Genomic DNA, 24,717 nt, shown 5'->3' with positions numbered 1-24,717 from the left:
TTTGAAACCTGTCAGGTTTATTTTATCTCTTCAACTTATTCTCCTTAATATAAATTTCCATTTGTTTTGCTACTTCAACAGGTCTATCAGTAGAAATAATCATAACACCTGCTTTTACTATATCAAGGTAAATTTTATCTCCATTGGCAATAGCACTTTTATCTAAGTTACCCATTGTTCCAGAAATACAAGTAATTCCTTTCAATTTCATATAATCCATTACTTCTGGTTTTGGAAAAGAAGTTCCAACAAAAGCAACCATATTTTCAGCTTTTACTCCTAAATTTTCCATACGTTCCACATCTTCTTTTCCTCTGGCAGAAACAGAAAGCATTAAATCTGGAGCTAAAGTAGCAACCTCAGCAGCTTGGTTTGCATTATAAGTAATAATAATAGAATAATTTTCTGCGTTATTACGTCTTACAGCATCTACAACCATTTTAAAAGGCACACCACGTTTCACATCTAATGTATACACCACTTTTCCTTTTCCCCATTGTAATACCTCATCTAATGTTTCTATTTTATAAGAAGTACGATTGCCTTCGTTATCTTCCAAAAACAAGGCTTGCAATTCTTCATAAGTGTACTCATTAATATTACCTGTTCCTGTTGTGGTTCTATCTAAAGTATTATCATGCATCATTACCAAAACCGAATCTTTGGTCAAAGCAATATCGGTTTCAATAATCGCTGGATTATATTGTATTGCGTTTTCAAATGTAGCAGTACAATTTTCAGGAAAACCCACTGTTGGTCCGCCACGATGTGCACTTACAACAGGATAAAAGTTACTTGATGCTCTAAAGAAAGACTTAAAAGAATCATTATTTTTAAATTCCAAAGTATGTAGCTTATCTTGTGCTGTTACTGAACAAACACTACAAAGTGCCACTACAAAAACGAATATCTTTTTCAAAATAGTATATTTAAAATTTGAAGTGCAAAAGTAGGTATTCTAAAGATGCATACAATTCATCAAATTGTTAATTAATAGATAAATATCTTTTCAACTTCTCTCCATTAAAAAACCTGAACAGACGTCCTAAAAAATATTACTCTATTTCAATTTCTGCTAAATTCTGATTTTCTTTTACTTTACCTAATTGAATCGTTTGCAAGGTACGTTCTATTTTACCATTCTTCCTTTTGATATAAATCTCAACCATAACTGTTGCAGGTCCACTTTCGGTTAATTTGGTTTCTCCGTAATAATTTGTTTTTATTTTATACTTTCCTTTTATTGCATTACGTAATAAATATTGTTCTGGTCCATATCCTCGTGTAAAATCTTTAGAAAATCGAGCCCCTATTTCTGTACTAGTATGTGAATAATAACACTCCTCACCTGTTGGTTCAATAATATGTAAATCGATATCAGTATCCATCTGATTCCAGTTTAAAATGATACGAACATCTACAGGTATATTCTCTACATATTTTTTCTCCAACTTATCTGTATTGATACTTTTATGAGTGGCAACCATTCTATTAATATCCATTAGAATAATATCTTCAATACCTGCATAAACACCGCTCATTTCTCCGTAATAATTGGTTTCCAAAGCGGTTACTAAGGCATCAAATGCTTCTTGATATTGTTTATTATCTTCTAATGCTAAAGCCAAATCTCTATAAGATTGCGGTTCGTGTGCTCTCCATATTACAATCTTTTTCGCAACATGCAATGCCATTTCATTTGCTTCCCATTGACGTAATAGATATAATAACGATTTGTATAATTGATGATTTTCTAAATCCAATTCGGCAATGGTACTCAACACTAGCAATGCATTGGCTCTATCTCCTGCTTCGTAGAAATGATTGGCTACATCAAAATAAAAACTTGGATTGTTTTTGTTGACTTCTCGCAATTGCAAATACAAAGCATATTTTTCTTCTTTAGCGACTTTGTCTAAGGCTTTTAAATAAACTCGATCTGGATTCCAACTGCTTGTTTTTACTGTTCTTGGGTTATTTGAAATAGAAATTGAATCTGTTGTAATCTCCACTCCTGCAACTCGTCCAGCTAAAGCTTGCTCATAATTTAATCCTACTCTTAATTTGGAATCATTTGCTTCTCCATTAAAGTCTTCAACAGCTTCAACCGTTTCCATTGGAACTGAACTAGCTCTTCTTCTTTCCCTTCTATTGCCCCTATCTTCAACTGCATATGCAGTAACTACAACTTCTTGTAACGCTACATTATCATTAAGAGTTACAGTATAATTAGATTGTGACTCTATTCTGAATTCTTTCGACTGATAACCTATAAAACTAACAATCAATACATCACCTGTCTTAGCATTTATAAACCCAATACCATCAAAACTTACCGTTGTACCAATAGTAGTATTTTTAACTTGAATACTTGCTCCTGGCAACGGACCTAATGCATCGTTAACAGTAACTGTAATTCGTTTTACTTCTCCAGTAGGGTTTGGTTGTAAGTTGGAACCTGTTACAGTATTGTCTCTTTTATTCTTTTTTGATTTTACATATTTTGGCTTCACATACTTAATATCTTTTTCCCACCAAGTAGACAAACCATTAAAATAACTGTCAATGTTGTTCCAATTACTCTTTTTTGTAGCTTCTCTTTCGGCTAACTGGTTCTTTTTTATTTTATCGAATTCTTCTCTTAATTCTGCTGGTGGAATAATATCATATAAAATATAATCGTTAATATCTTCCAATACAATTAAAGACGTATTAGGAGTAATGATGCCATATTTTTTACCCATGGTTTCAATTGCTTCTGCATTTTTTTCATATTGAATCTCCAAATTGGCTATTTTTTTCTGTGCCCAAAGTTTTTCCACACTAATTTCTGCTATAGCTTGGTTCTTTACGTCTAACTGAATTTTCTTTTCAGTAAGGTTGTTCGCATCATAACCAAATAAAAATGTAATTTCATTAGAAGGTAATAACGAAATACCCGAAACACTGAAATTATCGGTCACAGAAGTACCGATCATTGGATAAGTTTCTACCAATGTAGGGTTGTTTTTTATCCCAAAAAACAACAAATTCTTATATAACAAACGATCTAAAGCTTCTTCTTTTTTCACTTGATTCAAGTTTATAAAAGCTCCACCTGTTTTCATGGCATTGTAATTCAGAAAAGCATAATCAGCCGTTACGGAAGAAGTAATCGTGTACACTGGTTGTTTACTTTCAGGTAAAGTAGCGTCACTCAAAGTGGATAAACCATCTGTAAAAAATAGAATTTCATCTTTTTTAGGAAAACCAATTTCCGAAAAACGAGTACCTCCATCATAATTTATCGTTTCTAAAACATTTCGTAAAGCCGACCAATCTCCATTGGTAATCGTAAAATCGGCTTTTTTATCGAATGTAAAACCTACGAAATACAAACTCACAGCAACGTTATCCAACTTTTTAAAATAGGCATCCAATAATTCCAATTCCTTTTTTGTATCGCGCTTAGCACTACTCAACGACACATCCCAAAGCAAACCGATTGATTTTGGTAATGCTTTGGCTTTCTTTTCCGTTTCCAAATGCATATTGGCATAGAAATAATACTGATTATCATTGGCTTGCGCAATTACCGTGGGAATAGCAGAAGTAATGGGTATTTTTACCAACAATTTATCATTAGGCAAATAATGCTCCTGTTGAATTTTTGCTTGATAAATGGTATTAAATTTTTCTATTGTAATTTCTTTACCGTCATTAGTAATAATTGGTTTTTCATTCGACCCAACCACTGAAACTTCCAATTCGAAACTATCTATTTTCTTCGTGTAAGCACTCACCATTTGATAGCCTAAAAACGAAGTATCATAACTAGTCAATTCTTGTTCGTATCCAATAATTACAATACGTTCTTTATTAGGTAAAATAGGATAAATACGCGTTTTAAAATTATTCCCTTCTACTTTTTCTAAAAGACCTGGATCTACTCTTCTATGTTCGATGGCTTCAAAAACTTGTTTCCCTTTGTTTTTATTCACCGGAACAGCTTCTCTCATTTTTCCATTAATATCAATCGCATAACGAGACACCGAAACGCCTTCTGGCAACGGAAACAGCAATTCGGCTTCCATATCGCGAGCAGCAGCATTAAAGAAATGCATCTCAGTTGTGGTGTAAGCAATATTACCCACTACTTTCACACTTACTTTTAATTTACTCAATCGCACCAAGGAAGAGTCTTTGTCTTTCACAGTAAGTTGCGGATTTTGCCCCACAACAAATTGGCTTATAAACAGGAGAAACAGGATTACTTTTTTCATCTTATAGTCTTTTTAAAGAAAGGTTATAAAGATATAGAGTATAATTCTTATAAAAAGGTTGGGAAGAGAATTTGTTTTTTTTAAAATTATTTTAAAGGATCAAGAACTAGTTAAAATCTAGTGTTCCTTGTAAACTAATAACATTTACATAGTTTTCAACAGTATCTAAATTATCCGTTACCATTAATATTTAACTCATATAGAACTTCCTTATCTATATTTATCTTAATGTTCCAATAATGACTACAGCCATCATGGGTCATAATAATATCTTGTTTCAGTCTGCTTTCATCAATATTTTTATCCCATAAGAAATTAATCCAAATAATTTTTTCTCCTTCAGTATTTATAAAGCCAACATATTGGCGAATGTATTTTTTCAAGTTCTTGTGAATAACAGGACAGCCTTTTTTTTGATTTGCTTGTTCTGAATTTTTACATTTTAAATTACCTTTCAACAATTTTTCTGCATTTAAAATGTCTTTTCTATTTGGAGTATACCTCATTTTTTGATTTTCAATCGACATAAGGACAAAATGATTCTCATTGAAAATATATCCAGTAAAACCTTTGCCTTTTATATAAGTAGTTTCATTGGTATTATTAAAAAGTAAGCAAAAAAATATTATTAACTTATTCATAACTATTGTATATTATAATCAATGATAAAAAACCACTCCTTTTACAAAGTGGTTTGTTTTTCGTTATTTACTTAGTGGTCACAAACAAGATGCTTGCACCAGGGTGGGATACTAATAAAATTAGGAATAAACAGTTCCTTAATTAAAATGAAGATATTTTTGGAGATAATCGCTTTTCAATTACAATAACCTTATGTATCACAACTTCCTCATTTTGAATAAGTTCTATTCCATTATCTTTATTATTAGCATCTTTAATAGTATCTATTAAAACTAAATCATTTATAAGCCCCTCAATATAATACTCTCCAGGTTCATTAAATTTAATTCTGTAAAAAGGAATTTCTCTATTATTTAAAGCTCCAAAAGTATCTTTAACTTTACTTTTTAATTCTTCATAACTAACACTAGGATGTTTCGATGTCACTAATACAAAACGTGAATATCTATTGAGCCTACTATCTCCAAAAGTTGTAATTATAGTATCTAAAAGACTTTTATAATGTATAATTCCATCGTATTCTTTATTTACTAATAAGGTATCTGGAAAATCTATTGTATACTCAATATTCTTTTTGACTTCATTAATTTTTGGACTAACAACTTCTTCTACTTTATCATTTTTACATGAACAAAGAGATAAGAAAAAAAATATGATTAAAAAATTTATTCTTTTTATATATATTTCTCCCATTTTTATTTATTATTATTTTTTTTATTCCCCGAAGACCCTCCACTCCCGTTACTAAACATTATTCCTCCACCTGCTCTAGTATTTGAATCAGAACTCAAATCAGGAGTAAAAAATCAGGAACAGAATTTTTTACTTCATTTGCTTTTTGACCAATATAGATTTTTGTTGTTGAATAAGTTTTGGCTACAGTTGCATAAGCATAATCTTTTACAGCCGCCTTTGCTCTAGTGATAAAACCTTTAAACGGGTTCCCTAGCCACATTCCATCGGTATCTGTAAAGGCCATAGGACTATTAAAAGCATAACCATAAGAAGAGTGTCTACGCATTTGCTCCGCCAGCGGGTCAATATTCATCCATCTACCCAAAGCAGCATCATAATTCCTTGCACCATAATCATATAGATTTAAACCTAATTCATCTTAATACTCTTTCCCGTTGTATTTATACTGGTACAGTCTCTATTACTAATTCTGAGACATTACCGTTTCTCCATCTATTTCCACTGTATTGTTTTGAAAGAATCTAGAAGGCACTTATGTGATGTCAGGTCAAGATTTTTTGCTGAAATTAATACATTCTCGCCAGAATTTGGAGTTTTGAATAATATAGCTGTCACACCTTTTCCTATAAATTTTGGTTCTTTAATTTTTCCAATATTATTATTTATTGTATCATAGTAATAAAATTCTTTGTGAAAAACACCTTGGTTTTTATCTATTTCAGGAGTTTCCGAAAAATACATTTCCTTAACAGGAAACCCTAAAGAATCTAATTTGTCATATTCTGACAAATTACTTACATTTAATACATCGTCAAAATCATTAATATATTTACCTATTTCTACAAGGATAGTGTCATTTTCTTGAGTAATCAAATAATATATTTCTGAATCAATGCCTTTTGCCTGATATTTTTTCCAACTAAAAGGTACTTTGATAGTAAATGTGGCAAAGTTGATCTCTTTATTGGAAACCAAATCGCGCTTTGTACAACTTAAAAAGATTATCAAAGATAGAATACAAAATAAGCACTTCATATGTTAAAATTTAATATTATTAATTTTTATAAAGTCTTTGGCTGCTTGTTTACTTGATTTTGTGTAATTAATAGATTCTTTATAGCTACCATTACCTTGTGATGGAGATATTTGTCTCCTTATAACATCACCTTTCTTCTTTGGAGATAGAGTTGATTGATTATTAATTTTAGGATGCATTAAGTCTTTCATTTCAGTATGCTTTAAATTAAGGTTATGTCCAATTTCATGTTGTGCAGTGTGATTAAAAGTTCCATCCTTAATTGTACTAGAGTTAACCCCTGCAACTCTTCCTCCTAAATCGGCAATACCCTCTCCGTCTTTACTTGAATTGTTATCATTATCTACTTTATCTGCAATAATTAATACATGATCATCATCCCTAATATCATCTAAAGAGTTAACAACTTTATAATCAATTGTAAAATTGATTATATTGTCAATAGTGTGTTCATTTGTAGCACTATTGTAATTTTCGGCTTTTCCTTGATAAGCACTTGCCGCTACTTGTCCGCTTTTTTTATTAAACATGGTTTTTGAAAGGTCGGAGTTATTTAAATTAACAATGGTTAATGTTAATGTAATATTAATATCTCTCATTGTTTTATTTCCAATTCTTTTTGTATTTGATACTTGAGTTATTACATTATCATTATTATTTCCTTCTGGAGCCATCCCATCAGGATCTATAAAGTAAACAGGATTATCAAAAGCATAGTTGTAAGGAGAGTGTCTACGCATTTTCTCCGCCAGTGGGTCAATATTCATCCATCTACCAATAACAGGAGGATTTTAAAAAAAAGACTTTACGGAATTTGAGTATTCTACTTTATAATTATTTTTCTTTTCAATATTTTTACTTATATAAATAAATTTATTCTTTTTTAAATCTTCTTTTTTTAATGTAATTAGTTTTTCTTGATTTGATGAAATAAAAACATCTACTGGAAAATCATTATTAATTGTTTTCAAAGTTGCAAAACCTATTTGATGTACTGTTTCAACATCTTCCTCTAATATTTCATTTTTGCCATTGACAATTTTAATATTTACACCTTCAAAACCACTAGTAAAAAACAGTATCGACTTATTATTCTCCTTAGCATCGAATTTTTCAACAACATATTGAGTGGATTTATTATTTAAATCAAGGTTGTTATTTTCGTAAACTCTATGTATACCACTGCAATTTAACAGAAAAAAAGAGTTAATAAGTAAAATCATTTTTTTCATAACTATCAATTGTTTTGTTGTTTTTCTACATTTTCGATAAACTCTGTTCTTTGAGCAGGTAAAACATTAGTTCCTGTTGCTGATTCATTAATTAAATTATTTTTATCTTTTTTTTGTGATTTTTTAGAAGGCGAATTATTTAATGGATCAGTTTCATGTCTACCTCCAAGAGTATGTAAATCTTCATGAGCACCAGTTTGTGCTGTATTTGCTCTTGTTGTTTTATTTTCAAAAACAGCATTACCATTTTCATCAAATTTCATAAGCTCATTATGAGCAATATTTAACTGGGTTCTATTAACTTGTGTATTTCCTACTTCGTCTGTTATACCTTGAGCTATTGCTAATGCAGTTGCAATTTTACTCTCTGATTTACCTGCAAGATCTTTAACACCACTAGCACTTAATGCATTTGTATATTCCCAAACCATAGTAGCATTTTCTCTATAAGTAACGGTAACATTAACTGTTCTTCCTTGTGAATCTAAACCTCCTAAACTTGAGCTCAATTGAGCAGCTCTTTCATTCGCTAAAGTTGCCATCTGTTCATTGGATATAATACCAACACTATTATTTACAGTTCTTACATTGAGATTTAAATTTACTGTTTTTCCATCACTTGAAGTACTTGATGTCCATTCTAAACCTTCCATTTCTCTACCATCTACAACCCTATTCTCAGCAAAATTATATGGTGATTGATATGAATAATCTTCCGCTAATTTATCCATATTAAAAAATCTACCAATTGCATAATCATAATTTCTCCATTTAAAACTATCCCAATTCAAGCCCAATTCATCTTGACGTTCTTTCCCGTTGTATTTATAATTATATTTAAAATCAATTGGACAACTTGGGCAAGGTTCTTCTAAGACAAGATCTCCACCACTTTTGTAATATGCTTTTCTACTCATGTTATAATTAGCATGTTTTAAGCCAAAAGGGTAGTAATTATTTTCTTCTAGTATTTCTAATGCTTTTGTGCTTGGGTCTGTGCTATAACTTAAACGAATATTCCCTAAATGGTCGGTGTAATTGAATACATAGTTAAAATCTAGTGTTCCTTGTAAACTAATAACATTTTACATTAAACTTACCTGCATTTGAAATATCACAATCAGGTTTATTATTTTTCTATCCCTCTAAACTCAAACATCATTAATAAAGTATATATTGAAAGGGCAATATTTATTATTGAAGCTGTAATTAATATCTTTTTATTTTTACTTTTCCAAGTAATCACTAAAGATATTAGAGCCCAAATTGAAAATAAAATAAGATAAACAATATCACCTATACCATAGCCTAGAGGGATGTTAAAGATAAAATATCTCAAGAAAAAAAATATACAACTTAATAGATATAAATATAGGGTTATCTTATTTTTTGAATAGTTATTTGACATAACGTTTTTTATTTTTTAATTTCTCTTTTATTTTTTGGATCATCTGCTGAGCCAGCTGAACCAGGATATTCAGGTCTTTTGATATCCCCGCTATTAATTGCATTTTGTATTGTACTTGGATGCTCTATATCGAAAGAATGTGCGTCTAAAAATTCATACCCGGAATAAAAATCTGAGACATCAATTACACCAACGTTTCTAGTGTATGTCCCATCATGACTTCCTAATTGATTAAAGTAATTACTACCAGCGAGTCCTCCTTGTACACCATCAATAGTGTTAAACAAACTTAAGAAATTCTTAATAGCTTTATAACCTAATTGTGTATTTGGGTCTTCCATTAATGGCTTTGCCCCTTTAGGAGTATTATATGTTGGTGTCGCAATTGTTATAACATCAATTCTTTCACCTGTTTGCTCATAATACATTTTAGCTGCTTGTATAGCTACATTACCACCATGACTATGACCAATAAGAGTAATCTCTTCTCCTTTAATTCTATTAGTACTTATATATTCTACTAAAGATTTAGCAGCTTCTTTCCTATCAGACGAATCATTTGTTAATTTACTTTTATTCTGCCAAGAAAAATTTGTATTTGATATAGAATTATTAGTTAATTGCATTATTGTATTTACTGAATTTTCAGTCCATCTTTCGGGTGAAGATTGAGTGCCATGTATAAAAAATGCTTCAAGCCCTTCTAACTCCCTAGCTTCAATAACTCTATTTTCACAAAAGTTGTAATGTGATTGATAAGCATATTTTTCACTTAAAGGATCAATATTCATAAACCTCCCTATTGCATAATCATAATTTCTCCATTTAAAACTATCCCAATTCAAGCCCAATTCATCTTGACGTTCTTGCCCTTGGTATTTCATAGTTATAGATTTCTAAAAAAGTACTCATCACTAAATTTGGAACATTATCCTTTATTGTTTACTCTTAGAACTCAGAAAATATAGCCCTTTTAGGTTTTTACAAAAATAAATTTTAAAATTATTTTCTTTTTTCCAAATTATCCTATTATCAACATAAATTGTATTATTCACATTGGGTTCAGTTTTAGCAAAAAAAGTAGCTTCAGTAAGTAAAAAATCGTATTTTTTTTCAACTTCTATTTTCTCATTTTTAGAAATAAAACATTTCTTTTTTTTGACTTTTGGAGATAAAATCAAATATTCTATTTCATGATTCTTAACCATTATAATAAAGTTATTTGAAGTTGAATCAATACTTGTAACTTCAAATTTTTGGGAATATGACTTTAAATTCCAAAAAAACACTATAAAAAAAAGTATAAAATATTTTTTCATTATTGTCTAAATCTTTTCGGTTTTACTCTTACGTTATCTTGTTGGAAAAGTTTTTTTCTACCCCAACCACTAGTTCTTGATACATCAACTCTTAAAGTTGCAGTCATACTATTAGTATTAACATTTGTAGGAATCTGATCAACATTATACTTATGATTTGCTCTTCTTGAATCTAATGACTCTGCTTTATTATGAGCATTAACATAAGCATTAGAATCACTTGAAGAGGCACCAGGGTTTTCTTTTGCACCAATATATGCTTCTAAAACCTCATGAAGTGCAATTACTCCTTTACCTGCACCCGTAACACTTTCTATTATTTTTGTGTGTTTAGGATTAATAGTTTGATAAGCAGTAATAGTTCCATCTTCCTCAATTTTACTACCTCCAAAGTCTCCTCCAATAAGAGCTTCTTCTTGTCCATTATTATTTACAAAATTTTTATCTGTTGCAAAAAGTACAACATTTATACCATCATCATTAATTGCATTTAATAATTCTTTATCTGCATCAGTTTTTGCTTCACCAGTTGCTGATAATTTTCCTGTTTTTTTATCTCTAGTTATATTTAAGCTAGTTGAGGCATTCAATTGTTTAAGAGCTTGTTTTGACTGGCTTCCTATAATAATAACATCATCAGGAGCCATTCCGTCAGGATCAGTAAATCGCATTGGATTATTAAAAGCATAGTTATAAGGAGAGTGTCTGCGCATTTGCTCCGCAAGTGGATCAATATTCATCCATCTACCTAAAGCTGGGTCATAATTCCGTGCTCCGTAGTCATAAAAGTTAAGCCCCAACTCGTCTTGGTATTCTTTCCCGTTGTATTTATAATTATACTTAAAATCAATAGGACAACTTGGGCAAGGTTCTTCTAAGACAAGATCTCCACCACTTTTGTAATATGCTTTTCTACTCATATTATAATTAGCATGCTTTAATCCAAAAGGGTAGTAATTATTTTCTTCTAGTATTTCTAATGCTTTTGTGCTTGGGTCTGTGCTATAACTTAAACGAATATTTCCTAAATGATCGGTGTAATTAAATACATAGTTGTATCTGTTGGCTCCGTTTATTTCCACAACACTTACATAGCCTTCAGCATGTGGAAACATCTGTAACGAAGTGCCTACATATTGAAAACCGCCTTGTAAATAGGTTGTTTGATTTGCCAAAGTATTGTTTTTTGTGATTTTCTTTTCTACTTTAATGCCTGTTGCATTGTAAATATAATCAATTTTATTTCCGTTGTCAAATTGAATTTTAACAGGTAAGTTTAAATGGTTATAGATAATATTTGTGATGCCTTTATTATCATCTTTTGTCATATTTCCATTAGCATCGTAGGTGTAATCATCAGTAGGATCTGCAATACCATTACCATCGTCTTTAAAGCCTCTAGGATTGTTTGTAGAATCAAATACTTTTAAGAGTTGGTTTTTGTTTTCTGTATGATAAGTATATGCTAAATCGTCAATTTGCAAGGTATAATCTACATCGTCAAACTCTCCAAAGCGTTGTAGAGATTGTATGTTTCCGTTTTTGTCGTAAGTTTGAGATTCTCCATAGGAGTTTAGTGAAGCTATTCCTTTTTTATACGTAGCATTGATTAAACGATTTAGATGGTCATAATCATAGCTGTATTTTCGGGCAATATTATCATTACCTGTTTTCCAAAAAGTCTCTGAAATATTACCATTGAATAAAGCAGTGGCATTTTCAGGATCATTGTAATTGATTTTAAAAGCAAACAAATCGTTTTCAGTGGTAATATCATTAACATCATTAATGCTTTTCAGCCAACCTCTCACGTTGTAGGTATAATCTACTTTTTGGAGTCCTGTAGCGCTTGGGCTTACATTGGTGCCACCTACTTTTTTACTGATGAGTTGTCCTAGTTCATCATAGGTATTTTGGGCAATAAGCTGTTCTTGCAGACTGTTTATTTGCTGTTTGTGTTGGGTTAAACGATCTTGTGGGGAATAGCTAAAACGATCGGTAACCGTTAGTACTGTAGCATTAGTGTCGTATTTATGAGTGGTAACGGTATATTCGGTTTTTCCAGCCCAATCCAGTTTAGAATCTACTTGTGTAAATCCACCTAAATGGTTAGATGTATAAACACGTACCGGTCGATAACGATCATCGTATAAGGTGTAGCTGGTTTCCCCTTTAAATTCTCCTCCACTAGTTAAAACTCTTGTCCACGAACCTGTTGGCAATCCTTTTACATTGCTAGCAATAGTCTGGCCCTCCACTTGCGTTGGCACAGGATTTGGAGCATTTGGATAAGCATAATCATCATAATAATTAACCGTTAACAAGTAGAATCCAGTTGTAGGGAAAGTGGTATTCGTGTATCCTGTAGAAACATAATTTATGGTTTCATTTCCCTTGGACTCACTAATGGTAGACTGATTGTTGTATAGATCTTGCATTTGCTTTCTTCCATTCGAATTAGGATAAGTAGCACTATACCAACCTGTATAAGCAACTCTACTGAATAAGTCATATTTAGTAATCATCCAACCTATATTTGGGTCTCCACTAAAAGGAGCAAAAGCAGGTCCGGTAGCTACAGGTCGATCTAGTTTGTCATAAATAATAAATTCCCATTGTTTACCGGGTAATTTCTTTTCTACTAATCGGTTGCGATGGTCGTATTTGTATTGATACCCTAAATTATCCAAATTAGCCTGACTGGCAATGCCTTCTGCTAATGGTGGAATCACGTAAGTAAGGTTGCCAAATTGATCATAAATATAGTAGGTTTCGTGTGGTGTGTTATTGTTAAAAGTACGTTTTAATACCACTTGTCCTTCTTTGTCCTTGTATTCTTCGGTGGTGTTGTTTTTTCCTGAAGTCCAGTTTTCATCTTTGGTAATAGTAACATATAATTGTGCTGGGGCATAATAGCCTAAGTCTTGAATACTAATGGTGTATAAGCCTAAAGCAGCATTCCATGTCGCATTGGCCTGATAGGAACGTACATCGTTTGCTAGATTGGTATCGTATTCCAATTTTATTTCTTTGCCTTGTCCCATTGCCCAAGGATCACCTGGAGCAGCTTGTTTGAACACTCGGTTTAGTGGAGAAGCTTCTAGTTCTTTTTCGCTATATGGATTTGTAGTACCACCATTATAAGTACTATAAAAAGTATTTAATTCCGTTAGTGTGGTAGTACTATTTACATAATTTAATGAGGCTGTTTGATTCGGAAAAGGCAGATATTCTTTGGTTTGTCTGCCAAATTCATCATATTCTATATGGGTTACAATGTCCTTTCCAGAGTTGGATTGTTGGTGCGCTACTTGCTGAATGGGTCTTCCCAGTCCATCAAAATAACTCACTTGTACATTCGCTACGCTTACATCAGGATTTGGAATCGGAGTTGCAGTGGGTTGTTTGTACGTAATGGTTTTTACCCAGTTTTGATCAGGACTTTGTCCTAAAGCAAGAAAGGGGATTAGGGTTAATAAGTATATTATTTTTTTCATAAATATATAATTCTCTCTTTTTTTACATTCCCCTCCTTTGGAGGGGTGCCCATCGGGCGGGGTGGTTTATTTTTCTTTTTTAACCTCATTTTTTACTCAAATAAAATAGTTTATTTTTTGATTTTCCAAATATATTGGTTTAAAACACACTTGTCAATACGTATTTATACGTATTTTTCAATGTTTTTTGTACGTATAAATACGTACTTTTTAGTTTTTCTATATTTTTTTACACAATTTGTAGCTCAAAAAAATACAAAAACAATGTTTTTTTAAATATAATTAGAAAAACACAATGAGGAATTATTTTTTTTAAAGTAGTACACGGAATTCATGAATTCCGTGTTGTTTTTATGTTGTGATTTTTTTTTCAAAATGAAAAAAAAGATCACGGTTTCTGTAATTTTTTTTTCGTTTTGAAAAAAAGTTTACAACTTTTGTAATTTTATTTTTAAAATGAAAAAAAAATCACAAGAATATATGGAAAGGTATTAGGGTGTTTTTAAATTGTTTTATTTTAGGACGAGTCAAAAACGTACTACTCCATATTAAAGGTTACTTAAAGGTTAGGATAAAGGGAGGATAGTGTATAGAAACAGTATGGAAGTAGTTTATAAGAAGAAAATAATCTTAGCAACATTAAAATCAAAAAAACCTGCAAATAAATTATTTACAGGGTTTTGTATAAATAAAGTAACCATTCACTAATTACTTGTCACTTTTTACTATAAAAACTATAAATCAAATTGTATTATCCAAACGAAGAATGGTTGTATAGCTATATTAGGATTAATTTAATAACCTGTATAGTTGTTTTAGGATGAGTCAAAGACGGTGATACTCCCTATATACTCCCTATCAACCCCGTATATACCCCTTATCAAAGTCGTAGTTGTGGTACCCTATGGCTTATTTTCTTTTGCGGCTTTTAGTGAAAAATGAAAGATATTTTATCACAGGAGTATAAAATGTAAGACTATTTTATTACAACAAAAAAATGCCACTATTTTAGCCTTTTAAAGAATAGCAAAACATGTAAAGCTTTATTTCCTATCCAACTTTTTTTAGTATTTTCGCATTATGTCAAAACTACCTAATATCACCACAAGTATATTCTCTGTAATGTCGCAATTAGCGAATGATTATGGAGCTATTAATTTATCACAAGGATTTCCAAATTTCCCTGTAGACGAACGCTTATTACAAATTTCTGAACGTTTACTTCGTGAAAACATACATCAATACACACCTATGGCTGGTTTACCATTACTAATGGAAAGAATTGCTGCATTAACAGCAAAAAACTACCAAAGAAATGTAAACATTGCTACAGAAATGCTAATTACTGCTGGTGCAACTCAAGGTGTTTTTACAGCACTTAACACTTTTATTAATCAAGGAGATGAAGTATTAATTCTAGATCCTAGTTATGATAGTTACGAACCTTCTGTTTTAGTAGCGGGCGGAAAACCTGTGCGTATTTCATTAAATGAAGATTACGCACCAAACTTTAATAAAATTGAAGATGCAATCTCAGCTAAAACTAAGATGATTGTTATCAATAATCCACACAATCCTACAGGAAGAATTTGGACAGAAGAGGAGTTCCAAACCTTGGAACAAATCTTAGAAAAACACCCTCAAGTTTTAATTCTTGGAGACGAAGTGTATGAATACATCTCATTTTCACATCCGCATATTTCTTTTAATTCAAGACCTAAATTAATTGAAAGAACAATTGTAGCATCGTCATTTGGAAAATCATTACACGTAACAGGCTGGAAAGTAGGATATTTAATTGCGCCTGAAAAACTAATGTATGAAATGAAAAAAGTACATCAGTTTTTAGTGTTTAGTGTAAACAGTTTTTCACAACATGCTATTGCAGAATATTTAAACGTAGTTGATTTTAGTGAAGTTGCTAAAATGTACAAACGCAAACGCGATTTATTCCAAAACTTACTAAAGGATAGTCGTTTTGAACTAATGCCTTGTGATGGAACTTACTTTCAAGTAGTAAATTACAATCAAATTAGCACTAAAAACGATGTCGATTTTGCGAAAGAATTAATTACAAATCATAGTGTAGCCGCTATTCCAATTTCAGTATTTTATAATGATGCAACAGATAGAAATATGCTTCGTTTTTGTTTTGCTAAAACAGATGAAACGCTGATTGCTGCTGCTGAAAAATTAAAAGAGGTTTAATTCTAGGTTACATCAGTTCGAGTTTTTTAATGTAGAACAACGAAGTCAAAAAGTATCGAGAATCCTGTACTGAAAAGAAATACTTCTCGATACGCTTCGCACTCAAAGTGATGTGGATTGTTTTGAAAAGATATTCTTGTATTTAGTTCTCCGCCTGTTCGAGTATTTTTAATGAAATGCGAACAGCAATTTCATGAAAAATGTATCGAGAACTCCTGTACTGAAAAGAAATTCTTCTCAAAAATTACTCGAACTAACAAAAAAGCGCATCAAAAACTAATTACACTCAATGGATTACTTTACTTGTTTTCCCTTTATAAAAACATGTTTAGGCAGTACAGAAGGAACTTCATCAATATTCATTGTCATAATATCTTTAGAAAAAACAGTAAAATCGGCCCATTTACCCACTTCAAGACTTCCTTTTTCATTTTCTTCAAAATTAGAGTAAGCAGCCCAAATAGTCATCCCTTTTAAAGTTTCTTCACGAGTTAAAGCATTCTCCATTTGAAAACCATTTTCAGGATAATTCTTCAAATCTTTTCGTGCTACAGCAGCATAAAAAGTCAACATAGGATTTACTTCTTCAATTGGGAAATCAGTTCCTAAAGCTACTAAACCTGCTTTTTCTAGCATTTTTTTATAAGCATAGGAATATTTAATTCGTTCTGCACCTACTCTATCTTCAGCCCAATACATGTCGGAAGTAGCATGTGTAGGTTGCACAGATGGAATAATACCTAATCTAAAATAATCAAAATCTTGTTCTTGCATAATTTGTGCATGTTCAATTTTCCATCTTCTATTAGGTTTATCTTTTAAAACATCTTTGTATATTTTTAATAAAACAGTATTTGTAGAATCTCCTATTGCGTGTGTATTCATTTGATAATCAGAATCAGCAATTTGTTTTGCAATACTTTTTATTTCATTTATTGGAGATAATAACGCCCCAAATTGTTTTGGTTTATCTGAATAAGCACGATGCAAACAAGCACCACGAGATCCTAAAGCACCATCTCCCATGAACTTAAAAGAACGAACATTTAATTTATCTGTTTTATAAATTCCTAATCTTGTATAATAATCAACATTCTCTTTTGAAGCCATAACCATTGCATAAACATTAATATCGAGTATGTTTTTTTGCTGCAACTCATCTATTAATTCAATAATATTTCGTTCTAAACCAGCTTCATTAACGGTTGTTATACCATAGTTGAACATTTCGCTTTGAGCATCTTTCAAAGCGGTTGTTTTAACATTCAAACTTGGCTCTGGAATAATGGCATTGATTAGTTCCATTGCATTATCAACCAAAATTCCTGTTGTTTTTCCGTCTTTAACTTCTATTTGTCCACCTTCTATTTTTGTAAAAGCCGTAATTCCTGCAAGTTCTAATGCTCTTCCATTTACTAGCATTGCATGCCCATCTATTCTTGTTAACACAACTGGAATATTTGGAAACAGAGCATCTAATTGCGCTCTTGATGGAAATTCTTTATTCTCCCAATCGTTTTGATCCCAACCTCTTCCTTCTATAAAATTAGTATTCTTTTTATTTTGAAATGCAACTACTCGAGAAACTACATCATCATAACTTTTAGTCTCTTTTAAATTTACTTTTTGCATAGTCATTCCTAAACCATACAAATGAGCATGAGCATCATAAAACCCCGGATATATAAATTGATTTTGAGCATTAATATTCTTTTTAGCCTGAAACTGTTTTGTAATTGCTTTAGTAGTACCTACTGCAACTATTTTCCCTTTGTTAACAGCAATTGCTTCTGCTATATCAAATGAATCATTAACAGTATAAATAGTAGCATTAGTAAGTATCAAATCTATTTTTTCTCTTTTTTGACCAAATAAAAATAAGCTATTTAATAAAAAAAGAAAAACAACCTTTGAAGTATTCATATGTATTAATTTAATACACAAATGTAAAGAATAACCCATTGGATGTAATTAGTTTTTGATGATTTTTTTTCGTCAATTCGGGCATTTTTAATGAAATGAGAACAGCGATTTCATTAAAAAAGTATCGAAAATAATTCTTACAATAGAAGCTTCCCAATACGATTCACACTCAAACTAACGTTTTAAACAATTTCGCCCAAAAGGTAAAGAATATCCTTATTTTATCCCGATTCTTATTTTATTTAAGGTACCTTTACTAAAAACTTAGAAATTATGGCAAAAAGTCAAGATGCAAAGAAAACAGCTAAAAAAGAGCCTTTAAAAACTCCTAAAGAGAAAAAAGCTGAAAAACGAGACAAGAAAAACACTCCTAAAAGAGACATTTAATATTCAAACACGAAGTAATTCGTGTTTTTTTATATAAACAGCTATTTTATTTAAGTACTGCAATAAAATAAAAAGCACAATATAAGTCCTCGTAATCATAATTTTCATCCTTCAAAAAAAGAGAAACAAGCACATTCTATCTTTAAAATAAGGCAATAACACACTTTAATGTATTGTTAACAAATTTGAGTTGAAAAAACGATAAATAATTGTATTTTTACCACTCAAAAATTTTTAATAGTCAAATGGGTAAAATCATAGCAATTGCCAATCAAAAAGGTGGTGTAGGAAAAACAACAACTTCTGTTAATCTTGCTGCATCATTAGGTGTTTTAGAAAAAAAGGTACTTTTAATAGATGCCGATCCGCAAGCTAACGCTAGTTCTGGATTAGGAATTGACATAGAAACTGTAGAAATAGGAACTTACCAAATTTTAGAACACAGTAACACTCCTGATGAAGCTACAATGACATGTACAGCTCCAAATGTTTGGGTAATTCCTGCACATATTGACTTAGTTGCTATTGAAATTGAATTAGTAGACAAAGAAAATCGTGAATACATGCTTAAACAAGCATTAGAATCTGTAAAAGACAAATACGATTACATTCTAATTGATTGTGCTCCATCATTAGGATTGCTTACGCTAAATGCTTTAACAGCAGCCGATAGCGTTGTTATTCCTATTCAATGTGAATATTTTGCATTGGAAGGACTAGGAAAGCTATTGAATACTATAAAAAGTGTACAAAAAATCCACAATCCTGAATTAGATATTGAAGGCCTATTATTAACCATGTATGATTCTCGTTTACGTTTATCAAATCAGGTAGTTGAAGAAGTTCAAAAACATTTTAATGATATGGTTTTTGAAACTGTTATTCAACGTAATATTAAGTTGAGTGAAGCGCCTAGTTTTGGTGAAAGCATTATTAATTATGATGCCACTAGTAAAGGTGCAACAAATTATCTAAATTTAGCGGAAGAAATTATCAAGAAAAACAAGTAGAAAATGGCGAAAGCAGTGAAAAAACAAGCATTAGGAAGAGGATTATCAGCTTTATTAAAAGACCCATCAAACGATATTAAATCGGTTGAAGACAAAGGGGCAGATAAAGTGGTAGGAAACATCATTGAGCTTGAATTAGATGCAATTGAGATAAATCCGTTTCAACCTAGAAGTAATTTCAACGAAGAAACACTAAAAGAACTAGCTATTTCTATTAAAGAATTAGGTGTAATTCAACCTATTACTGTTAGAAAACTAGAATTCAACAAATACCAATTAATTTCTGGAGAGCGAAGACTCCGTGCTTCTAAATTAGCTGGATTAGAAGTTATTCCTGCTTATATAAGAATTGCTAATGATAATGAATCATTAGTAATGGCTTTAGTAGAAAACATTCAACGTCACGATTTAGATCCTATTGAAATTTCACTCTCTTATCAACGTTTAATTGATGAAATTAACCTTACTCAGGAAGAGTTAAGTGAGCGTGTGGGTAAAAAACGTTCTACTATTACTAACTATTTACGTCTTTTAAAATTAGATCCTATTATTCAAACAGGAATACGTGATGGATTTATTTCTATGGGACATGGTAGAGCTTTAATTTCAGTAGAAGACGAAAACATACAATCTGATATTTATCAAAAAGTCGTATCACAAAATCTTTCTGTAAGAGAAACCGAAGCGCTTGTTAAAAAATATCAAGAAAGTCTAAAACCAACTACTGCAAAAACGAAAACATCTAGCTTTGACATCGACGAAGGAGAGAAAAAAGTATTCACAAACTTTTTTGGAACAAAAGTAGATATAAAAGTAGCCATAAATGGAAAAGGAAAAATTACAATTCCTTTTCACTCTGAAGAAGATTTTAATCGAATTTTGAAATTGATTAACAATTAGTGAAAAAGATTCTAACCATACTTTTTTTTAGCTTATTTTTAAGCTTTAACGCTACTGCTCAGGAAGAAATTTCATTAGTTGCAAAAGATTCTATATCAACTACAATAAACCCATTATCTCCAGCTAAAGCTGCCTTTTATTCGGCAGTTTTACCTGGTTTAGGGCAAGCCTATAATAAAAAATACTGGAAAATACCTCTGGTTTATGCTGGTTTAGGTGCTGGAATTTATTTTTACACTTGGAACAACAAAAAATACCACGAATTTCGTGATGAATACAAAAAAAGATTAGATGGAACATCTGCTATGGGTGTGCATCCTATTTACGGTGGAATAGATAATGATGGTTTAATTAGAGGACAAAAGTTTCACCAACGAAATCGAGATTTATCAGCGCTAATTACTGCCGGAATTTATCTCTTAAATATTATCGATGCTAATGTTGATGCACACTTATTACAATTCAATGTAAACGATAATTTATCTATTAGACCCGAATTATATCAAAATGAAATTGATTACAAATTCAAATCAGGAATTCGACTTACCTATATTTTTTAACATTTATTTAGCTAACATAATTACTTAATTCATACAAATATCAAATGAAAATTGCACTTTTAGGATACGGAAAAATGGGAAAAGTTATTGAGAAAATAGCTTTAGAGCGTGGTCATGAAATTGTATTAAAAAAAGGAAGTAACGATAGTTTTGAAGGATTACAAAATGCAGATGTTGCTATTGATTTTAGCGTTCCATCGAGCGCTGTTTTAAACATTTCAACTTGTATTGAAAATGAAATACCTATTATATCAGGAACAACTGGTTGGCTTGAAGAATATGACAAAATGGTAGCTTTATGTAATTCAAAAAATGGAAGTTTTATATATGGTTCTAACTTTAGTTTAGGTGTAAATGTGTTTTTTGAATTAAATGAGTATTTAGCTAAAATGATGGCTAATTTGAAACAATATAATGTTTCAATGGAAGAAATTCATCACACACAAAAACTAGATGCTCCTAGCGGAACTGCTATTTCTTTAGCAAATGGAATTATAAAACATACCGATTATAAAAATTGGTCATTAGAAACAACAGATGATGAAAACATTCTAATTAATGCTAAAAGAATTGAAAATATTCCAGGAACACACAGTGTTTTTTATGATAGTGAAGTAGATCAAATTGAAATAAAACATACAGCTCACACTAGAGAAGGCTTTGCATTAGGCTCTGTAGTTGCAGCCGAATGGTTATTAGGAAAAAAAGGAGTATTTACAATGAAAGATGTTTTGGGGATTTAGATAACAAGAAGAAAGAAAAGAGAATATAGATATAGTTAATAATTAACAATGAGTGCTAATAAAGAGCATAATTACAAGAATCTTAAAATTTGGCAGTTTAGGTAATTGTGATAGCTAATAACATTTTTAATATCTTATCTGATTTTCCAAAACACGAAAGATATGATTTAAGCTCTCAAATTAGTTGTTGTTCTCTATCTATTCCTAGTAATATTGTTGAAAAATCTACTAGAATAAATAAATCTTTTAGTAATTTTATAGATTACCCTTTAGGTTTTTCATTTGAATTAATAATACAATTAATAGTCGCAAAGCGCAAAAAACATATAACAGAAAAACATATAACAGAAAAACATTTAATAAAATAAACAATAAAATTGAAGAATTTCAGAGAATAACAATATTATTTCAAAATGGACTAAATTGAGTCTATTTTCTTTACTCTGTTTTCTTTATTCTAAAAAAAAAACAAATATGTCAGTAACAGGTTGGTTATTATTCATCTTATTAGTACAAGTAATCCACGGATTAGGAACTTGGAAATTATATGTAAAAGCAGGTAGAAAAGCATGGGAAGCATTCATTCCAGTTTATAATTCAATTGTTTTAATGAAAATTATTAATCGCCCTACGTGGTGGACACTTTTACTTTTCATTCCTATTATCAATTTATTTTTATTTCCAATCATTTGGATTGAAACACTAAGAACATTTGGTAAAAAATCTACTTTAGACATGATCTTAGGAATTGTAACACTTGGATTTTACATCATGTATGTAAACTATACTCAAGAAGTTACTTATTTTGCCAATCGTGATTTAAAAGCACCTACAAAAGCTATGGACACAGTTGGTTCACTTGCTTTTGCAATTGTTGTAGCTACATTTGTACACACTTATTTTATTCAACCATATACTATTCCAACCCCATCATTAGAGAAATCATTATTAGTAGGAGACTTCCTTTTTGTAAGTAAATTTCATTATGGAGCAAGAACACCTATGACTACGTTTGCTGCTCCAATGGTTCATGATACTATTCCTCTTATACATACAAAATCATATACTACTTGGCCACAATTACCTTATTATAGATTACCTGGTTTTCAAAAAATAGAACGAAATGACATTGTTGTATTCAATTGGCCTACTGATACCCTATTTCACATGTACAAGGCAGCAGACAAACGCTATGACAAACCTATTGATAAAAAAACCAATTATGTAAAAAGATGTACAGCCATTGCTGGTGATACATTTGAAATTAGAGACGGAATTATTTATATTAATGGTAAAGAATCTATTATGCCTGATAGAGCAAAGCCTCAATATATGCATAAGGTATACTCTAAAAACGGTGTAGCTTCTAACCTACTTACAGAAAATGGTTCTACAGAATTTACTCGTAAATTTATTACCACTATCTACAACGAAAATCAAGCAAATGCTTTATCACCTTATGCTAGAGGATCATTCAGAAATGAAGACGGTACCATAACTATTCTTACTGATGCTAGAGGAATTCCAAACAAAGTTCTTTCAAGTTTCAGTATCTCATTAACAGAAATTAGTGACTTTGAAAGAGAAGCTAACCTAACGCTTGTAAATGCTGAAAATTTAAGAAAAAATAGTGCTATTGATTCTGTAGTGAGAATTATATTACCAAAAAAAGAACTAAACAAAGAAATTTTTCCTGGCAATACAAATTGGACTATTGATAATTTAGGACCTATTTACATTCCAGAAGCAGGAAAATCAGTAGAGCTTAACAAAGAAACATTGCCTTTTTACAAAAAAATAATTAATGAATATGAAGGAAACCAATTAGTAGTTAATGGAGATGAAATTAGAATCAATGGTCAAGTTGCAACTTCATATACATTTAAACAAGATTATTACTGGATGATGGGAGACAATCGTCACAATTCACTCGATGCCAGATATTGGGGTTATGTTCCTGCTGACCACATTGTAGGAAAACCTATTTTTATTTGGATGAGTATTGATGGAATTAATGATGGAATTAAAAACTGGAGAATTCGCTGGGATAGACTGTTTACAACAGTTAGCGGAACAGGTCAACCACAATCTTATTTTAAATATTTTCTAGTTTTATTGGCCTTATATTTTGTAGGCGAATATTTTTGGAAGAAAAAGAAAAAAGCAAAAGAAAATGCTTAATCATTACTTTATTTTTCAAGAATGTATTTAGATTCAATACATTCTTGAAAAATAAAATTCTTACTAAAAGAAATAAACAATCTTAGTGTTTAAAAAAATGAATATTTTATTACATCCTACTTACTTTCCATCTATAAGTCATTATACTGCTATGTTACAGGCGGAAACAATTACTTTTGAAGTTGAAGATAATTTTCAGAAACAAACCAATCGTAATAGAATGTATATTTACAGTCCAAATGGTATTCAAATGCTAAATATTCCTATAAAGCATAATAAAACAGCACATCAGAAATACAAAGACGTTAAAATTGAAAATGCATTTGATTGGCAAAAAAATCATTTTAAATCCCTTGAAGCTGCTTATAGAACTTCTCCTTTTTTTGAGTTTTTTGAAGATGACTTTCGTCCGATATTTGAAAAGCAACACACTTTTATGATGGATTTGAATTTTGAAATCTTTGCAGTTATTAATGACTGTTTAGGGATTACACTTCCATTTTCTAAAACGGAAGAATTTTTCCATGAGACACCTAATTTCACAGATTTTAGATCTTTAGCAAACGGAAAGAAAGACATGTTTATAAATGAAGATTATATTCAGGTATTTAACGAGAAACATAATTTTATTCCTAATTTAAGTATTCTAGATTTATTATTTAATGAAGGTAGACATGCAAAAGAATACTTATTAAGACAAACAATATAAAGTA

The 24,717-nt window shown here is 30.8% G+C and carries 20 protein-coding genes; 8 read left to right on the top strand and 12 right to left on the bottom strand.

Annotated elements, in window-relative coordinates; all coding sequences use genetic code 11:
• Positions 1–22: 22 nt before the first annotated feature.
• From LXD69_RS09530 to LXD69_RS09480, 11 genes are all read right to left on the bottom strand, one after another.
• Positions 23–919 carry a glycerophosphodiester phosphodiesterase family protein gene (locus LXD69_RS09530; protein WP_246914878.1) on the bottom strand — a complete coding sequence of 299 codons (897 nt, stop codon included), beginning with the start codon at positions 917–919 and terminating at the stop codon, positions 23–25.
• A gap of 136 nt (positions 920–1,055) precedes the next feature.
• A complete protein-coding gene (locus LXD69_RS09525) occupies positions 1,056–4,262 on the bottom strand; it encodes a VIT domain-containing protein (protein WP_246914875.1) in 3,207 nt (1,068 codons plus the stop codon).
• A gap of 170 nt (positions 4,263–4,432) precedes the next feature.
• Positions 4,433–4,903 carry a hypothetical protein gene (locus LXD69_RS09520; protein WP_246914872.1) on the bottom strand — a complete coding sequence of 157 codons (471 nt, stop codon included), beginning with the start codon at positions 4,901–4,903 and terminating at the stop codon, positions 4,433–4,435.
• A gap of 142 nt (positions 4,904–5,045) precedes the next feature.
• Positions 5,046–5,597: a PB1 domain-containing protein gene (locus tag LXD69_RS09515; protein ID WP_246914870.1), complete on the bottom strand. Its 552-nt coding sequence runs from the start codon at positions 5,595–5,597 to the stop codon at positions 5,046–5,048.
• A gap of 94 nt (positions 5,598–5,691) precedes the next feature.
• Positions 5,692–5,952 carry a hypothetical protein gene (locus tag LXD69_RS09510; RefSeq protein ID WP_246914867.1) on the bottom strand — a complete coding sequence of 87 codons (261 nt, stop codon included), beginning with the start codon at positions 5,950–5,952 and terminating at the stop codon, positions 5,692–5,694.
• Positions 5,953–6,092: 140 nt separating this feature from the next.
• Complete coding sequence (locus tag LXD69_RS09505; RefSeq protein ID WP_246914864.1) at positions 6,093–6,635, bottom strand: hypothetical protein; 543 nt, start codon at positions 6,633–6,635, stop codon at positions 6,093–6,095.
• Positions 6,636–6,638: 3 nt separating this feature from the next.
• The gene (locus LXD69_RS09500; RefSeq protein WP_246914862.1) at positions 6,639–7,403 is read right to left on the bottom strand and encodes a zinc-dependent metalloprotease; all 765 of its coding nucleotides are present in this window, start codon (positions 7,401–7,403) and stop codon (positions 6,639–6,641) included.
• Between the two features lie 24 nt (positions 7,404–7,427).
• A complete protein-coding gene (locus tag LXD69_RS09495) occupies positions 7,428–7,859 on the bottom strand; it encodes a hypothetical protein (RefSeq protein WP_246914859.1) in 432 nt (143 codons plus the stop codon).
• A 14-nt stretch (positions 7,860–7,873) separates the two neighbouring features.
• Positions 7,874–8,785 (bottom strand): hypothetical protein, encoded by a 912-nt coding sequence (locus LXD69_RS09490; RefSeq protein WP_246914856.1) that lies wholly within the window; start codon positions 8,783–8,785, stop codon positions 7,874–7,876.
• Between the two features lie 499 nt (positions 8,786–9,284).
• Positions 9,285–10,160 (bottom strand): RHS repeat-associated core domain-containing protein, encoded by an 876-nt coding sequence (locus tag LXD69_RS09485; protein WP_246914853.1) that lies wholly within the window; start codon positions 10,158–10,160, stop codon positions 9,285–9,287.
• A 434-nt stretch (positions 10,161–10,594) separates the two neighbouring features.
• A complete protein-coding gene (locus LXD69_RS09480) occupies positions 10,595–14,092 on the bottom strand; it encodes a DUF6443 domain-containing protein (protein ID WP_246914850.1) in 3,498 nt (1,165 codons plus the stop codon).
• Between the two features lie 1,080 nt (positions 14,093–15,172).
• Between LXD69_RS09480 and LXD69_RS09475 the strand changes: the two genes are divergently transcribed.
• Positions 15,173–16,300, top strand: coding sequence for a methionine aminotransferase (locus LXD69_RS09475; RefSeq protein ID WP_246914847.1), 1,128 nt, complete (start codon positions 15,173–15,175; stop codon positions 16,298–16,300).
• Between the two features lie 294 nt (positions 16,301–16,594).
• On the opposite strand, the gene LXD69_RS09470 is transcribed toward LXD69_RS09475, so the two are convergent.
• Positions 16,595–18,223 (bottom strand): amidohydrolase, encoded by a 1,629-nt coding sequence (locus tag LXD69_RS09470; protein ID WP_246914844.1) that lies wholly within the window; start codon positions 18,221–18,223, stop codon positions 16,595–16,597.
• Between the two features lie 632 nt (positions 18,224–18,855).
• On the opposite strand from LXD69_RS09470, the gene LXD69_RS09465 reads away from it, so the two are divergent.
• From LXD69_RS09465 to LXD69_RS09435, 7 genes are all read left to right on the top strand, one after another.
• Complete coding sequence (locus LXD69_RS09465; RefSeq protein WP_045967766.1) at positions 18,856–19,620, top strand: ParA family protein; 765 nt, start codon at positions 18,856–18,858, stop codon at positions 19,618–19,620.
• A gap of 3 nt (positions 19,621–19,623) precedes the next feature.
• Positions 19,624–20,520, top strand: a complete 897-nt coding sequence (locus tag LXD69_RS09460) for a ParB/RepB/Spo0J family partition protein (protein WP_246914841.1) — start codon at positions 19,624–19,626, stop codon at positions 20,518–20,520.
• A complete protein-coding gene (locus LXD69_RS09455; RefSeq protein ID WP_045967763.1) occupies positions 20,520–21,080 on the top strand; it encodes a DUF5683 domain-containing protein in 561 nt (186 codons plus the stop codon). The genes LXD69_RS09460 and LXD69_RS09455 overlap by 1 nt, the downstream gene beginning before the upstream one ends.
• 44 nt (positions 21,081–21,124) lie before the next feature.
• Entirely contained in the window at positions 21,125–21,823 is a 699-nt protein-coding gene (dapB, locus tag LXD69_RS09450; RefSeq protein ID WP_045967761.1) for a 4-hydroxy-tetrahydrodipicolinate reductase, read from the top strand.
• A gap of 107 nt (positions 21,824–21,930) precedes the next feature.
• Complete coding sequence (locus LXD69_RS09445; protein ID WP_246914838.1) at positions 21,931–22,191, top strand: four helix bundle protein; 261 nt, start codon at positions 21,931–21,933, stop codon at positions 22,189–22,191.
• Between the two features lie 106 nt (positions 22,192–22,297).
• Positions 22,298–24,004 (top strand): signal peptidase I, encoded by a 1,707-nt coding sequence (lepB, locus tag LXD69_RS09440; RefSeq protein WP_246914835.1) that lies wholly within the window; start codon positions 22,298–22,300, stop codon positions 24,002–24,004.
• Positions 24,005–24,101: 97 nt separating this feature from the next.
• A complete protein-coding gene (locus LXD69_RS09435) occupies positions 24,102–24,713 on the top strand; it encodes a WbqC family protein (RefSeq protein ID WP_246914832.1) in 612 nt (203 codons plus the stop codon).
• Positions 24,714–24,717 lie beyond the last annotated feature (4 nt).

The organism is Flavobacterium sediminilitoris (assembly GCF_023008245.1).
GTDB classification, from domain to species: domain Bacteria; phylum Bacteroidota; class Bacteroidia; order Flavobacteriales; family Flavobacteriaceae; genus Flavobacterium; species Flavobacterium sediminilitoris.
The sequence above is the reverse complement of the archived record's forward strand: the minus strand, read 5'-3'. Positions and strand labels throughout refer to the sequence as shown.